Source organism: uncultured Alsobacter sp. (assembly GCF_945952055.1).
In the GTDB taxonomy this organism is placed as follows: domain Bacteria; phylum Pseudomonadota; class Alphaproteobacteria; order Rhizobiales; family Beijerinckiaceae; genus Alsobacter.
This window is the reverse complement of the sequence record NZ_CAMFHB010000010.1, coordinates 128,473-142,248: the sequence shown is the minus strand read 5'-3', so window position 1 is coordinate 142,248 and position 13,776 is coordinate 128,473. Positions and strand designations below refer to the sequence as shown.

12 protein-coding genes are annotated in these 13,776 nt (G+C 69.3%); 4 read left to right on the top strand and 8 right to left on the bottom strand.

Features of this window, described 5'->3' with window-relative positions; genetic code table 11:
* Positions 1 to 137: 137 nt before the first annotated feature.
* Positions 138 to 1,007, bottom strand: a complete 870-nt coding sequence (locus tag Q0Q47_RS10370; protein ID WP_293858475.1) for a glycosyltransferase — start codon at positions 1,005 to 1,007, stop codon at positions 138 to 140.
* A gap of 31 nt (positions 1,008 to 1,038) precedes the next feature.
* A complete protein-coding gene (gene aspS / locus Q0Q47_RS10365) occupies positions 1,039 to 2,904 on the bottom strand; it encodes an aspartate--tRNA ligase (protein ID WP_293858472.1) in 1,866 nt (621 codons plus the stop codon).
* A gap of 148 nt (positions 2,905 to 3,052) precedes the next feature.
* On the opposite strand from aspS, the gene rnd reads away from it, so the two are divergent.
* Positions 3,053 to 4,198: a ribonuclease D gene (gene rnd, locus Q0Q47_RS10360; protein ID WP_293858469.1), complete on the top strand. Its 1,146-nt coding sequence runs from the start codon at positions 3,053 to 3,055 to the stop codon at positions 4,196 to 4,198.
* Positions 4,199 to 4,257: 59 nt separating this feature from the next.
* Here rnd and ppx read toward each other — a convergent pair whose 3' ends face one another.
* The 5 genes from ppx to Q0Q47_RS10335 all read right to left on the bottom strand — a co-directional run bounded on the left by ppx (position 4,258) and on the right by Q0Q47_RS10335 (position 10,828).
* Positions 4,258 to 5,769 carry an exopolyphosphatase gene (gene ppx, locus Q0Q47_RS10355; protein WP_293858466.1) on the bottom strand — a complete coding sequence of 504 codons (1,512 nt, stop codon included), beginning with the start codon at positions 5,767 to 5,769 and terminating at the stop codon, positions 4,258 to 4,260.
* A 350-nt stretch (positions 5,770 to 6,119) separates the two neighbouring features.
* Positions 6,120 to 8,480 carry an RNA degradosome polyphosphate kinase gene (locus Q0Q47_RS10350; protein WP_293858463.1) on the bottom strand — a complete coding sequence of 787 codons (2,361 nt, stop codon included), beginning with the start codon at positions 8,478 to 8,480 and terminating at the stop codon, positions 6,120 to 6,122.
* On the bottom strand, positions 8,464 to 9,165 hold the full coding sequence (locus tag Q0Q47_RS10345) for a DnaA/Hda family protein (RefSeq protein ID WP_293858460.1): 702 nt from the start codon (positions 9,163 to 9,165) through the stop codon (positions 8,464 to 8,466). The genes Q0Q47_RS10350 and Q0Q47_RS10345 overlap by 17 nt, the downstream gene beginning before the upstream one ends.
* An 8-nt stretch (positions 9,166 to 9,173) precedes the next feature.
* A complete protein-coding gene (locus tag Q0Q47_RS10340) occupies positions 9,174 to 10,274 on the bottom strand; it encodes an AI-2E family transporter (RefSeq protein ID WP_293858457.1) in 1,101 nt (366 codons plus the stop codon).
* 17 nt (positions 10,275 to 10,291) lie between these two features.
* On the bottom strand, positions 10,292 to 10,828 hold the full coding sequence (locus Q0Q47_RS10335) for a CDP-alcohol phosphatidyltransferase family protein (RefSeq protein ID WP_293858454.1): 537 nt from the start codon (positions 10,826 to 10,828) through the stop codon (positions 10,292 to 10,294).
* Between the two features lie 151 nt (positions 10,829 to 10,979).
* On the opposite strand from Q0Q47_RS10335, the gene purM reads away from it, so the two are divergent.
* The 3 genes from purM to Q0Q47_RS10320 all read left to right on the top strand — a co-directional run bounded on the left by purM (position 10,980) and on the right by Q0Q47_RS10320 (position 13,158).
* Positions 10,980 to 12,050: a phosphoribosylformylglycinamidine cyclo-ligase gene (gene purM / locus Q0Q47_RS10330; RefSeq protein ID WP_293858451.1), complete on the top strand. Its 1,071-nt coding sequence runs from the start codon at positions 10,980 to 10,982 to the stop codon at positions 12,048 to 12,050.
* Positions 12,047 to 12,709: a phosphoribosylglycinamide formyltransferase gene (gene purN, locus Q0Q47_RS10325; RefSeq protein ID WP_293858448.1), complete on the top strand. Its 663-nt coding sequence runs from the start codon at positions 12,047 to 12,049 to the stop codon at positions 12,707 to 12,709. Before purM ends, purN begins: the two co-directional genes overlap by 4 nt.
* A gap of 305 nt (positions 12,710 to 13,014) precedes the next feature.
* The gene (locus Q0Q47_RS10320) at positions 13,015 to 13,158 is read left to right on the top strand and encodes a hypothetical protein (protein ID WP_293858445.1); all 144 of its coding nucleotides are present in this window, start codon (positions 13,015 to 13,017) and stop codon (positions 13,156 to 13,158) included.
* 11 nt (positions 13,159 to 13,169) lie between these two features.
* Here Q0Q47_RS10320 and Q0Q47_RS10315 read toward each other — a convergent pair whose 3' ends face one another.
* Positions 13,170 to 13,691 carry a DinB family protein gene (locus Q0Q47_RS10315; RefSeq protein WP_293858545.1) on the bottom strand — a complete coding sequence of 174 codons (522 nt, stop codon included), beginning with the start codon at positions 13,689 to 13,691 and terminating at the stop codon, positions 13,170 to 13,172.
* Between the last annotated feature and the right edge of the window lie 85 nt (positions 13,692 to 13,776).

The following is a 13,776-nucleotide window of genomic DNA, read 5'->3' as shown; positions in this document are numbered from 1 at the left end:
ACGGGCCATGGTCGGCATCGGGATCACCGTCCAAACGCTCACGACGATGAATCGGCCGAACCCACGACAGCGTCCACGAACCAGGGATTGAGCAAACACACGCTTACCGCGCAGCGCCCCAAGTCGCTCCGACCGGGCTAGCTCAGCCCTTCCTGCTCGAGCGCGGTGCGGCCCTGCCGGAAGGCCCAGGCCCCCGCGACGATCCCGCCGTAACGCTCCATGAGCTTGCCCTGGCCGCCGAGCGCGGCGAGCAGCCATTTGGGGCCGTTCTGGCGGATCAGGGCGAGGGTCGGATCGGGCAGCCCCCACTTCCGGCAGACATAGGCCCGCGACCATGCGATGTGCCAGCGGGCCCGCCGGGTCCGGCCCTTGCGCGGGGACGACGATCCGCCCCGGACGTGCCGGGCCACCGCGTCATGCACGTGCACGATGGCCTGGCCGGCGTCGGCGACCCGGCGACAGAGGTCGTCGTCCTCGTAGAACAGGAAGATGTTCGGGTCGAAGCCGCCGAGGTCCAGGAATCGGTCGCGCGACACCAGCATCGACGCCCCGGAGACGAAGGGGGCGCAGCAGTCACCGTCGGGCAGCGCGATCACGTTGCGCGGGTTGGTGAGGTAGGGCGCGAGCAGCGAGCGGTGCTGCCAGAAGAACCGGCCGTCGGGCTCGATCAGCCGCGGGGCCAGGATGCCGGCGTCGGGCCAGCGGGCGGCGGCCTCGAGCAGCGCCGCGACGGCGCCGGGATCGTAGGTGAGGTCCGGATTGGTGATGAGGCAGTACGGCGTGGCGGCCGCGGCGACCCCGGCGTTCACGCCGCGCCCGAACCCCTCGTTGCGGGCGTTGCGGACGACCGTGGCGCCCAGCCGCTCGGCGAGGTCGGCGCTGCCGTCCCCGCTCGCATTGTCCACCACCACCGCGGGCACGCCGTCCCGCGCCAGCGCCGCGAGGCAGGCGGGGAGCACGTGGGCGCTGTCATAGGCGACGACGACGGCCGTGACCGGCAGGGTCATGACCACCCTCCCCGCCCCGGCCGCCCGCCGTTCACTCCGGCAGGTTCAGCCGCAGGTGCAGCTCGCGCAGCTGCTTGGGCGTGGCATCGCTCGGCGCCGCCATCAGCAGGTCGAGCGCCTGCTGGTTCATCGGGAACAGAGCGACTTCGCGCAGGTTCTGCGCTCCGCACAGCAGCATCACGATGCGGTCGACGCCGGCGGCCATGCCGCCGTGGGGCGGTGCGCCGTACTGGAAGGCGCGGTACATGCCGCCGAAGCGCTCGACCACCGTCTCCTCGCCGTAGCCTGCGATCTCGAAGGCCTTCACCATGGCCTCGGGCCGATGGTTGCGGATGCCGCCGGACGCGATCTCATAGCCGTTGCAGGCGATGTCGTACTGGAAGGCCTTGATCGTCAGCGGATCCTGGCCCTGCAGCGCGTCGAGGCCGCCCTGCGGCATCGAGAACGGGTTGTGCGAGAAGTCGACCTTCTTGTCGTCCTCGTTCCACTCGAACATCGGGAAGTCGACGATCCAGGCGAGCTCGAAGCGCTCCTCGTCGACGAGCTTCAGGTCGAAGCCGACCTTGTTGCGCGCCGCCCCGGCGAACTTCACGAACTTTTCCGGATCGCCCGCCACGAAGAAGGCGGCGTCGCCGTCCTTGAGCCCGAGCTGCTTTCGGATAGCTTCCGTTCGTTCAGCACCAATATTGTTGGAGATCGGACCCGCACCAACAATCAAGCGATTTGCTGGAATCCTGTTGTAGGTCTCCGAACCCTCATTTTGTGCTCGGACCAATGAGACCTTTTCAGCATCAGAAACATCGATGTCTTCGGCTCGCCACATGATGTAGCCGAGGCCGGGCTGGCCCTCGCCCTGCGCCCAGCTGTTCATGCGGTCGCAGAAGGCGCGCGAGCCGCCGGTCGGCCCCGGAATCGCCCAGACCTGGTTCTTGGGATCCTCGAGCAGGCGCGCGAACACCTTGAAGCCCGAGCCGCGGAAGTGCTCGGAGACGTCCTGCATGACGAGCGGGTTGCGCAGGTCCGGCTTGTCGGAGCCGTACTTGCGCATGGCCTCGGCATAGGGAATGCGCGGCCAAGGGCTCGGCGTCACGGGCTTGCCCTTGCCGAACTCGTTCAGCGTGCCGCCGATGACGGGCTCGACCGCGGCGAACACGTCCTCCTGGGTCACGAAGCTCATCTCGAGGTCGAGCTGGTAGAACTCGCCCGGCAGGCGGTCGGCGCGCGGGTCCTCGTCGCGGAAGCAGGGCGCGATCTGGAAGTAGCGGTCGAAGCCCGCCATCATCAGGAGCTGCTTGTACTGCTGCGGCGCCTGCGGCAGCGCATAGAACTTGCCGGGATGCAGGCGCGACGGCACCAGGAAGTCGCGCGCGCCCTCCGGCGAGGACGCCGTGAGGATCGGCGTCTGGAACTCGTTGAAGCCCTGGTCCTTCATGCGGCGGCGCAGGCTGTCGATCACGGCCACGCGGGTCATGATGTTCTGGTGCAGCTTCTCGCGGCGCAGGTCCAGGAAGCGGTAGCGAAGCCGCGTCTCCTCGGGGAACGGCTGGTCGCCGAACACCTGCAGCGGCAGTTCGGCCGCCGCGCCCAGCACCTCGATCTCGGTCACGAAGACCTCGATCGCGCCGGTCGGCAGGTCGGCGTTCTGGGTGCCCTCGGGACGGGTGCGCACGCGTCCGTCGCAGCGCACGACCCATTCGGAGCGCAGCTTCTCGGCATCGCGGAAGGCGGGCGAATCCGGATCCACCACGCACTGCGTCATGCCATAGTGATCGCGCAGGTCGATGAAGAGCACGCCGCCATGGTCACGGATGCGATGGCACCAGCCCGACAGGCGCACCGTCTGGCCGACGTCGCCGGCGCGCAGGGCGCCACAGGTGTGGGAGCGGTAGCGATGCATGGCAAGTCCTCGTCTCGCGAACGGGGCGGACAACGCCTCGCCGCAGGGGAAATGTCAAGGCGGCGGGTGCAGCCGCCCCGCGAAGGAACAAGCATGGCCCGCCCTTTGCAGCGTGGCGCAACGGACCAGTTTCCTTTATGGGTCGCGAATGCCGCTGATTGACTCGACCGACGCCCTCGCCGGGGCCTGTGAACGCCTCGCCCGCCATGCCTTCGTGACATTCGACACGGAGTTCATGCGGGAAACGACCTATTACCCCAAGCTGTGCCTCATCCAGCTGGCCTCGGAAGACGAGGTGGTGCTGGTCGATCCACTGGCCCAGGGCATCGATCTCGCCCCGTTCTTCGCGCTCATGCGCAACCCGGCCGTGGTCAAGGTGGTCCATTCCGGCCGCCAGGACCTGGAAATTCTCTGGAATCTCGACAGCTGCATTCCCTCGCCGCTGTTCGACACCCAGGTGGCGGCCATGGTCTGCGGCTACGGCGACAGCGTCTCCTACGAGCAGCTCGCCCACGACCTGGCCAAGGCGCGCATCGACAAGTCGTCGCGCTTCACGGACTGGTCGAAGCGGCCGCTGTCGGAGGCGCAGCTCGTCTATGCGCGCTCCGACGTCACCCATCTGCGCGCCGTCTACCAGGAACTGGCCAAGCAGCTCGAGAAGACCGGGCGCACCCACTGGCTCGAGGACGAGATGCGGGTGCTGACCTCCGCCTCGACCTACGAGATGAAGCCGGAGGACGCTTGGCACCGCCTGAAGGGCCGCATTCGCAAGCCCAAGGAGCTCGCCGTCCTGATGGAGCTGGCGGCCTGGCGCGAGAGCGAGGCCCAGTCCCGCGACGTGCCGCGCAGCCGCGTGCTGAAGGACGACGCCGTCATGGACATCGTCACCTCGGCACCGCGTTCCGCCGAGGCGCTCGGCCACCTGCGCTCGATCCCGTCGGGCTACGAGCGCTCGCGCGCCGGGGCCGAGATCGTCGCGGCCGTCGAGCGCGGCCTCGCGCGCGATCCCAAGAGCCTGCCGGCCTTCGACCGCAACCATCGCAAGCCGGCCAACCAGGCCACGGTCGACCTGCTCAAGGTCCTCCTCAAGATGGTCTGCGAGGCCGAGGGCGTCGCCGCCAAGATCGTCGCCACGGTGGACGACCTCGAAGCCATCGCCGCCGACGACGAGGCGGACGTGCCGGCCCTGCAGGGCTGGCGACGCCAGCTCTTCGGCGAGAACGCCCTCGGCCTGAAGCACGGCCGCGTGGCGCTCGCCGTGGAGAACGGCAAGGTGATCTCGATCACGCGGTAGTGCGCGGCCGAACGGCGCCGCGCACTCTCCCGGCGCAAGCGCTTAGTCGGCGCAAGCACTTAATCGGCGAATGTGATGTTCGGCGTCCGGCCGATGATGCGCGCGAGCTGTTTCAGGCGGTTGAACAGGCGGTCGCTGGCCAGGGGCGCGAAGTCGGGCGGGAGCGTCAGGTCGAGCAACCCCGCGTGGCAGAGCAGCGGCGTACGGCCGAGCACGCCCGGCATCGCCGCGCTCAGCAGATAGGCGACGCGCATGGCCGCGCCCAGGATCCGGGCCCGGTCGATCATGCGGGTCGAGGCCAGTTCGCGCAGCCGCGGGCTGACGTCGTCGTCGTTCAGGCCCATGTGCCGGTACGCCACCGCGAGCGCCAGGTAGGCCCGCCCGGGGTGGTCGATGCCGATGAAGCCGGCATGGGCGATGATGTTGAGCGACTGCTCGCCCCGGTACTCCGGATGGGCGCGCCAGCCGATGTCGGCCAGAAGGCAGGCCGCGTGGCGAAGGCGCTTCTCGTCGGCCGTCTCGTCGAGGCCCGAGGACGCCATCAGCGCGTCGGTCCAGCGGGCGAGATCCTCGCCGTGCTTGGGAGCGCGCGAGCGCAGGACGTTGAGGTCGCCCGCCATCGCGAGCAGCGGATCTTCGTGGCGCTGGGCTTCGTCCAACTGCTCGTACAGGACGCCCTCGCGCACGCCGAGCGCCGAGACCACGATTTCGGAGGGCTTGGCGATCTTGATGATCTGCTCGAGCACCAGGGCGCCGTAGCCGAGCAGCGGCCGGCGCTGGGCCGACACGGTCTCGATGCTGTCGAGCGTCTCCGCCTCGACCCTCTCCACGAGCCTGGCAAAGTCCTCGGCATCGCGGGTCGGGATCACGTAATTGTGCATGACGTGAAGGGGATAGCCACGCTGCTTCATGTGAAGCCTGGCCAGCGAACGCCAGGTGCCACCCACCGCGTAGAACGCCCGGCCCTTGGCGGCGGCGAGCAGCGGCGCCTCGCCCAGGGCTTTGCGGACGATCTTCAGCGCCTTCTTCAGGTTGCCGCCCGACTGGTCCTGGAGGGCGAGGCCTCCCAGCTGCAGCGACACGGCCCCGGTGAGGCGGTGGCCCTTGACGTCGATGAGCTCCAGCGACCCGCCGCCCATGTCGCCGACGATCCCGTCCGGCTTCCAGATGCCGGAAACGATGCCCAGCGCCGAAAGGCGCGCCTCGCGCTTGCCCGGGATGAGCTCGACCTTGCGCCCCGTCACGCGCTCGCATTCAGACAGGAAGGCCGCCCCGTTCGAAGCGTCGCGGGCCGCGGCCGTGGCGAGCACCCGCACCTCCGAGATGCCCATCGTGTCACAGAGCACCCGGTAGCGCGCGAGCGCGGCCAGAGCCTTGGACATGGCGTCCTCGGACAGCCGGCCCGTCGACAGGACGTTGCGCCCCAGGCCGCACATGACCTTTTCGTTGAAGATCGGCGTCGGGGCCCGGACATTCCCCTCGTAGGCGACGAGGCGCACCGAGTTCGAGCCGATGTCGATGATCGCGATCGGGTCGCCGACCTTGAGCCGGCCCTGGGCGGAATGCAGCATGGCTTACGATCTGTGGGATTGGCCGGGGCGAGTCAACCCGTGACCGCCTGGCTGTCCACGGTGCACACGCAGGGCCTGCGTTCTTCGACGGGCCGCTGCACGGCCTGCTCAGAGCGTGTGAATCTTTCAGTTGTCCAGCTTGCCTCACTCTCTCCGCGTCATGGCCGGGCTTGGCCCGGCCACCCACGACTTGAGAATGGCGCAGGCAAAGTCGTGGGTCCCCGGGCCAAGCCCGGGGATGACGGCTGAGAGGTCGGTTTGAACTGGACTGCCAGTCCTTGGGTAAAAGCTTCACAAGCTCCGAGCAGGCCGCGCAGCGGCCGTGTCGGAGCCCGCACGACCTTTCGGCCTCAACCCTTCCCCTTCTGCAGCGTCCGCGGGCTGGAGCTCTTCATGGACTTCCCGCGCCCGGAGAGGCTCGGGTTCGTCATGAAATACTTGTGCGCGTTGAAGGGCTTGTCGTCGGGCCCTGGCGCGATGCGCACGCTGGAGCCGTCCTCGGTCACGCGCCAGCTCTGCTCGTTGTCGAGGAGGTTGGCCAGCATGATCTGGTCCAGCACCTGCTGGTGGACGGTGGGATTGAGGATCGGCATGAGCGCCTCGACGCGGCGGTCGAGGTTGCGCTGCATCAGGTCGGCCGACGAGATGTACACATGGGCCTTTGCCGACGGCAGGCCGTGCCCGTTGCCGAAGGCGTAGATGCGGGAATGCTCCAGGAAGCGCCCGACGATCGACTTCACGCGGATGTTGTCGGACAGGCCGGGCACGCCGGGGCGCAGGCAGCAGATGCCGCGCACGACGAGGTCGACCTGCACGCCGGCCAGGCTGGCGTCGTACAGCGCGTCGATGATCACGGGATCGACCAGCGCGTTGCACTTGGCCCAGATGGCCGCCGGCCGCCCGGCCTTGGCGTGCTCGATCTCCTCGACGATGTGCTGCAGCAGCTTCTTCTTGAGCGTGAGCGGCGAGACCGCCATGCGCTCGAGCTCGGCCGGCTCGGCGTAGCCCGTGATGAAGTTGAAGATGCGCGCCACGTCGCGCGCCATCACCGGATCGGCGGTGAAGAAGCTGAGGTCGGTGTAAACGCGCGCCGTGATGGGGTGATAGTTGCCCGTGCCGACGTGGCAGAAGGACACGAGCTGCCCGGCCTCGCGCCGCACCACCATCGACAGCTTGGCGTGGGTCTTCAGCTCGATGAAGCCGAACACCACCTGCACGCCGGCACGCTCCAGGTCGCGCGCCCAGCGGATGTTGGCCTCCTCGTCGAAGCGTGCCTTGAGCTCGACGAGGGCCGTCACCGACTTGCCGGCCTCGGCGGCTTCCGCCAGGGCCTTGATGATCGGGCTGTCCGACGACGTCCGGTAGAGCGTCTGCTTGATCGCGACCACGTTGGGATCGCGCGCCGCCTGCTGCAGGAACTGCACGACGACGTCGAAGGACTCGTAGGGATGGTGGACGACGATGTCCTTCTGCCGGATCGCCGCGTAGCAGTCGCCGCCGTGGTCGCGGATGCGCTCGGGAAAGCGCGGGTTGTAGGGCGTGAACTTGAGGTCGGGCCGGTCCAGCGCGACGAGCTGGGACAGGTCGTTGAGGGCCAGCATGCCCTCCACCAGGAACAGCTCCTCGGAGGGGACGTCGAACTCCTCGGCCACGAACTGGCGCAGCGTCTCGGGCATGGTCGCCTCGACCTCGAGGCGGATGGCCGAGCCTCGGCGCCGCTGCTTCAGCGCGGTCTCGAACAGGCGGACGAGGTCCTCGGCCTCCTCCTCCACTTCGATGTCGCTGTCGCGGATCACCCGGAAGCCGCCGAGGCCCTTCACCGTGTAGCCCGGGAAGAGCCGCCCGGTGAACAGGGCGATGGCCTGCTCGAGCGCGATGAAGCGGCTGGCCCCCGTCTCGGCGAGATCCGGAAGGCGGATGAACCGATCGACCCGGCCGGGCACGCGGATGAGCGCGTTCAGCGTCCGGCCGTCGGCAGGCCGGAACAGCTCCAGCGCCAGCGAGAAGCCGAGATTGGGAATGAAGGGGAACGGATGGGCGGGATCCACCGCCAGCGGGGTGAGCACCGGGAAGACGTGGTGCAGGAAATAGTCGTCGAGCCAGGCGAACTCGGCCTTGGTGACCTCGGGCGCCTCCACCAGGACGATCCCGACCTCGAGCAGCTGGTCGCGCAGTTCGCGCCAGCGGCGCTGCTGGTCGCTCGCCAGCACGGTCACGGCCTCCCCGATCCTGGCGAGCTGTTCGGCCGGCGTGAGACCGTCCTGCGACAGCTGGACCACACCGGACCGCACCTGGCCCTTCAGGCCGGCCACCCGGACCATGAAGAACTCGTCCAGGTTGGCGGCCGAGATGGACAGGAAGCGCAGCTGCTCCAGCACCGGGTGATTGCGGTTGGAGGCCTCCTCGCAGACCCGGCGGTTGAAGTGGAGCCAGGAGAGCTCGCGGTTGAAGAAGCGCTCGGGAGAGTGGCGGAGCGGGCTCGGCCGAGGCGGAATCACCGTCTCGGGTTCGGCCAGTGTCGGCCGGCGCTGGGCCAGCTCGTCCTTCAGCATCGCCGCCTGCTCCCCCCTCTCGATCGCCGCCGGAGCCTTCCTTCGGGCTGGCCGCGCGGCATTGACCGTCTTCACGGTGCCATCCTCCGTCGTCGCGGCGCCCTTGTCACCCGTCTTCACGACGGCGCGATGACGTTTGGTGTCAGGTGTCTTCGCCATCGTCCTCGGCCCCCCGCAGGATTTCGCCGGCCAGCGCGCGCGTGATCCGCCGGCCCCGTTCGAGCGCCAGCCGGTCGAGGCCGTCGACCACGGCCCGCGCTGCCGGGATCGAGCGCTCGATGCGCTGCGCGATGTAGTCGACCACCGTTGTGTCGATCACGAGCTGGCGGTCGAGGAACAGCTTCACCAGGACCGCCTTGAGCAGGCCGTCGTCGGGCGCGCCGAGCTGCACGCGCGGCGCCAGCCGCAGCCGCGACAGGATGTCGGCCGTGGCGAGCCCCCACGCCTCCGGCGCATGGCGCGCGGTCATCAGCAGGAAGGTCCGCCGCTCCCGCACCAGGTTGAGCAGGTGGAACAGGGCGTCCTCATGCCCGTGCGCCTGGTCGCAGTCCTCCAGCACGAGGGCGCCGGTGGAGGCCAGGCGCGGCACGTCGGCATCCCGCAGCGCCGCGCGCGCCACCGTCCAGGCATGGCTCCGGGCGGCCCAGATGGCGGCGAGATGGCTCTTGCCCGCCCCTTCGGGCCCCACCATGAGCAGCACGGGATCGGGCCAATCCGGCCAGGCCTCGACGACCCCGTAGGCCTCCTCGTTGGCGGGGGACACCAGGAAGTCCTCGGCATCGAGCCGCGTCTCGAACGGCAGGTCGAGCGCCAGCTGGCGGGGAGGTCCGTCCGGATCGGGCATGGGACGCCTTATTCGAACTCGACGGGCCGGGCGGCCGGGCGCGGCGCCGGATGGCCCGAATACAGCGGGCTCGCCAGGTACTGCCGCAGCGCGAAGCGCGCCAGCACTCCGGCGGTGGCCGCCAGGGGAACGGCCAGCAGCAGGCCGACGAACCCGAACAGCGTACCGAAGGCGAACAGAGCGAACATCAGCCAGACGGGGTGCAGCCCCACGGCCGTGCCGACGAGCTTGGGCGACAGGATGTTGCCCTCCAGGAACTGCCCGGAGAAGAACACGGCCAGCACGAGGCCGATCTTCAGCCCGTCCGGCCAGAACTGCACCAGCGCGACGCCGGCCGACAGGATCAGGCCCGTCAGCGACCCGACATAGGGGATGAACGACAGCAGGCCCGACAACAGGCCGATCAGGAAGCCGAAGTTGAGCCCGGTGAGCGACAGGCCGATCGCGTACCAGCCGCCGAGCAGGAGGCAGACGAGCGCCTGGCCGCGGATGAAGCCCGCGATGGCGTCGTTGATCTCGCGCGCCAGGCCCCGGATCGTGTCGCGGTGGCGGCGCGGCAGCCAGCGGTCGACATTGGCGATCATCTCGTCCCAGTCGACGAGGAGATAGAAGGCCACGACGGGCGTCACGACCAGGAGCGACAGCACGCCCACCAGCGCCTGGCCGCCCGTCCACAGCGAGGAGAGCAGGTTCACCAGCCAGGTGACGCCCTTGCCCACCACGTCGCTGAGCGAATTCTGGAGGTCCGGCACGGAGGTCGACACCCCGAGCCGCTCCAGCAGGGGCCAGCCGCGGGTCGCGACGAGGTCCTGGAGCTGGCGGGCATACTCGGGGATGCGGGCCAGGAAGCGGGCCAGGTCGGACGCGATGAACGGCACGATGCCCAGGAGCGCCACCGCGAACAGGACGATGAACAGCCCCAGGATGACGATCGTCGCCCACAGCCTGCTCAGCCCGAGCCGCTCCAGGCGATCGGCCAGCGGATCGAGGAAATAGGCCAGCACGAGGCCCGCCACGAACGGCAGGAGGATGCCGCTGAACAGCCACAACGCCAGCACGAACAGGGCGAGCGCCGCGAGCCAGAACAGGACCTGGCGTTCCACAGTCATGGCGGTGCCTCCTGGCGTCAGGACGTCATGTGGCGCAGCCACTGAGCGAGATAGTGGGCCGCGGACGCCGTCGTCAAGGCGGCCACCACGAGCAGCAACTGGTCGAGATAGACGTCGTCCTCGATGGCGAAGGCATGAGCCCCGAGCACCAGGCCCGCGAGCGCGATCTGCGCCGCCGTGTTGAGCTTGGACAGCCGAGACGGGTTGATGATCACCGGATTCGACAGGACCCAGGAGAGCACCACGGCGCCCACGATCATCAGGTCGCGCGACACCACGACGATCGCCATCCAGCTCGGCATCACCGCGACGACGGAGAGCGTGATGTAGATGGAGACGAGCAGCGCCTTGTCGGCGAGCGGGTCGAGATAGGCCCCCAGTTCCGAGCGCATGTCGAACCGGCGGGCGATGAACCCGTCCACGGCGTCCGAGATGCCGGCGAGGAGGAACGCGAAGAAGGCGAGCGACCACTGGCCGCGCAGGATCATCGCCACCACGAAGGGGACGAGAAAGAGCCGGCCGATCGTGATGATGTTGGGCAGATTGACGGGCAAGCGGCGACCTCCACCTGCAAGATAGGGATGCGAAAGCGCCACCGCGAGGCTTTCCCCGCAGCTTTCCGTGGTCAGAAGCGCGCCGAGGCCTTCCGCCCCTTGCCTCCGGCCCCACGCGGCCTTACTCGGAGCCGTTGCAGGAGGACCCGCGATGGCCGAGACACCCGCCAACGGACTGACCTACGCCGACGCCGGCGTGGACATCGATGCTGGCAACGCTCTGGTCGACGCGATCAAGCCGCTGGTGCGCGCCACGCGACGCCCCGGCGCCGACGCCGAGATCGGCGGCTTCGGCGGTCTCTTCGACCTCAAGGCCGCAGGGTTCAAGGATCCGGTGCTGGTGGCCGCCAACGATGGCGTGGGCACCAAGGTCATGATCGCCATCGAGATGGGCATCCACCACTCCATCGGCATCGACCTCGTGGCCATGAGCGTCAACGACCTGGTGGTCCAGGGTGCCGAGCCGCTGTTCTTCCTGGACTACTTCGCCACCGGCAAGCTCGCCCCGAGCGTCGGCGCCGAGGTGGTGAAGGGCATCGCCCAGGCCTGCCTCGACAGCGGCTGCGCCCTGATCGGCGGCGAGACCGCCGAGATGCCCGGGCTGTACAAGGCGGGCGACTACGACCTCGCGGGATTTGCCGTCGGAGCCGCCGAGCGCGGCACCATGCTGCCCCGCCCCGACGTGATGGCCGGCGACGTGCTCCTCGGCCTGCCCTCCTCGGGCGTGCACTCCAACGGCTTCTCCCTGGTGCGCCGCATCGTCGAGGCGTCCGGCCTCGCCCTCACCGACCCCGCCCCCTTCGATCCGTCCAAGAGCCTCGGCGAAGCCCTGCTCGAGCCCACGCGGCTCTACGTCAAGCCGGTGCTGACCGCGCTGCGGGCGACCGCCGGTCTCAAGGCGCTCGCCCACATCACCGGCGGCGGCTTCCCCGACAACATCCCGCGGGTGCTGCCCGACACCGTGGCGGTGCGCCTCGATCTCGACGCCGTTCCCGTGCTGCCGGTGTTCCGCTGGCTCGCGCGCGCCGGCGGCGTCGCCGAAAGCGAGATGCTGCGCACCTTCAACTGCGGCATCGGCATGGTCGCCGTGGTCGCCGCCGACAAGGCCGACGCGGTCGAGGCGGCCTTCCGGGGCGCGGGCGAGAACCCGGTGCGGCTCGGGGCCGTGGTGCCGCGGGCGGGCGGCGCGGCAGTGGTCACCACGGGGCAGCTCGCGCTGTGACCCGCCGGCTCCGCACGGCCATTCTCATCTCCGGGCGCGGGTCCAACATGACCGTGCTGATCGAGGCGGCCAGGTCGCCCTCGTTCCCGGCCGAGATCGTGCTCGTGGCCGCCAACCGCCCCGATGCCGGCGGCCTGGCCCGCGCGGCCGCGGCCGGCCTGCCGACCGTCTGCGTCGACCACAAGGCCTTCGGCGGGCGCGAGGCCTTCGAACAGGCGCTGCAGGCGGAACTGGAGCGCCACCGCGTCGGCCTCGTCTGTCTGGCCGGCTTCATGCGCGTCCTCACGCCGTGGTTCATCGAGCGCTGGCCGGGACGGCTCCTCAACATCCATCCGTCGCTGCTGCCCTCGTTCCGGGGCCTGCACACGCACGAGCGGGCGCTGGCCGAGGGCGTCCGGCTCCATGGGGCGACGGTGCATTTCGTCGTGCCCGAACTGGATGCAGGCCCCATCGTCGCCCAGGGCGCCGTCCCGGTGCTGGAAGGCGACACACCCGACACGCTCGCCGCGCGCGTGCTGACGGTCGAACACGTGCTCTACCCCCAGGCGCTGGCCCTCGTCGCGAGCGGCAGCGCGATGCTGGCCAACGGCCGCGTCGCGTTGACGCAGGCCCAAGCCGCAGACGCTCCCGGAATGCTGCTCAATCCGCCGGGTCCCTGAGGCGCGGCGGGGGCCGGGCTTGGCCCCGGCATCCACCACTTCGGCTGGGCTATGGGTGCCCCGACCAGGCCCGGCGATGACGGCGGGGGGATGGCGCGAGCTGGACCACCGAAGCGCGCGAGGCGCGTCGGAGCGGCGAAGCGACCGGAACGCTCCCCCGCCCAAAGGTCCGCCAGAGATGCGGGCACGTTGCGACAGTAAGGCGAAATATTGTCGGCGCGTTGCCTTACTGCCACGTTGAGGCCGCGAATCAACGGCCAAGTGATCGTCAGTCGGTTTGTTGGTCGAACGCTTCGGGAGGACGCATGTCATCCGATCGCACGTCGCTTGGCGCGCTGTTTCTCGTCACCCTCGTCGCCTTGATCGGGCTGTTTGCGGCCTATGACGCAATGGCGCGTGACGGACGCGGTGGGACCGTGTCGCGCGCCATCGGGCGATCGCTGGGCTGAAGCCCGGCTCATCAATCCAGGAACCGAACACCCCCGAGCCCCGCCTCCCTCTGGAAGAAGATGAGGTCGAGCGCCGGTGCCTCCCGCCCCAGCCCGGTCAGGATGGCATGGGCCTGCCCACGATGGTGGGTCTGGTGATTGAACAGATGATCGAGGGCCGGGGCCAGATGCTGCTCCACCGTCCGGGGCGCGGTGACCGTCCTGTAGCGCACTGAGCCCGTGAGGTCTGCTTCCGTCAGTCCGGCGACATAGTCCACGATCCGCTGGTCCTCCGCCTCCCGCAGGCCCGTCAGGGTCTCGCGATCCTCCGCGATGATCGCATCGAGCCGGTCCGGGGCGTCGCCCTCCCCCGTGAACCGCTTCATCCAGATCCTGTCCGTCGCCAGCAGGTGGTTCAGCGTCCCGTGCATGGACCGAAAGAACGCTCCGCGGTCGGCCGTGTAGTCCTGCGGCGAAAGACCCGCGGCGGCGGCGTAGAGACGTCGATTGGCCCAACGATTGTATGCGGCAAGCATCACATATCTTGCGTGCATCATGGGTCTGCCCTCACTGTGGCCAAGCCTACGCCGTGGGGAGCGGCGAACGGCGGAACGGGAACCGCGCGTCGCGCGGCGAGGG

Excerpts from the sequence above, each read along its gene's own strand:
- Q0Q47_RS10370 (WP_293858475.1), bottom strand. The coding sequence starts at position 1,007 with ATGACCCTGCCGGTCACGGCCGTCGTCGTCGCCTATGACAGCGCCCAC.
- aspS (WP_293858472.1), bottom strand. The coding sequence starts at position 2,904 with ATGCATCGCTACCGCTCCCACACCTGTGGCGCCCTGCGCGCCGGCGAC.
- rnd (WP_293858469.1), top strand. The coding sequence starts at position 3,053 with ATGCCGCTGATTGACTCGACCGACGCCCTCGCCGGGGCCTGTGAACGC.
- ppx (WP_293858466.1), bottom strand. The coding sequence starts at position 5,769 with ATGCTGCATTCCGCCCAGGGCCGGCTCAAGGTCGGCGACCCGATCGCG.
- Q0Q47_RS10350 (WP_293858463.1), bottom strand. The coding sequence starts at position 8,480 with ATGGCGAAGACACCTGACACCAAACGTCATCGCGCCGTCGTGAAGACG.
- Q0Q47_RS10345 (WP_293858460.1), bottom strand. The coding sequence starts at position 9,165 with ATGCCCGATCCGGACGGACCTCCCCGCCAGCTGGCGCTCGACCTGCCG.
- Q0Q47_RS10340 (WP_293858457.1), bottom strand. The coding sequence starts at position 10,274 with ATGACTGTGGAACGCCAGGTCCTGTTCTGGCTCGCGGCGCTCGCCCTG.
- purM (WP_293858451.1), top strand. The coding sequence starts at position 10,980 with ATGGCCGAGACACCCGCCAACGGACTGACCTACGCCGACGCCGGCGTG.
- Q0Q47_RS10320 (WP_293858445.1), top strand. The coding sequence starts at position 13,015 with ATGTCATCCGATCGCACGTCGCTTGGCGCGCTGTTTCTCGTCACCCTC.
- Q0Q47_RS10315 (WP_293858545.1), bottom strand. The coding sequence starts at position 13,691 with ATGCACGCAAGATATGTGATGCTTGCCGCATACAATCGTTGGGCCAAT.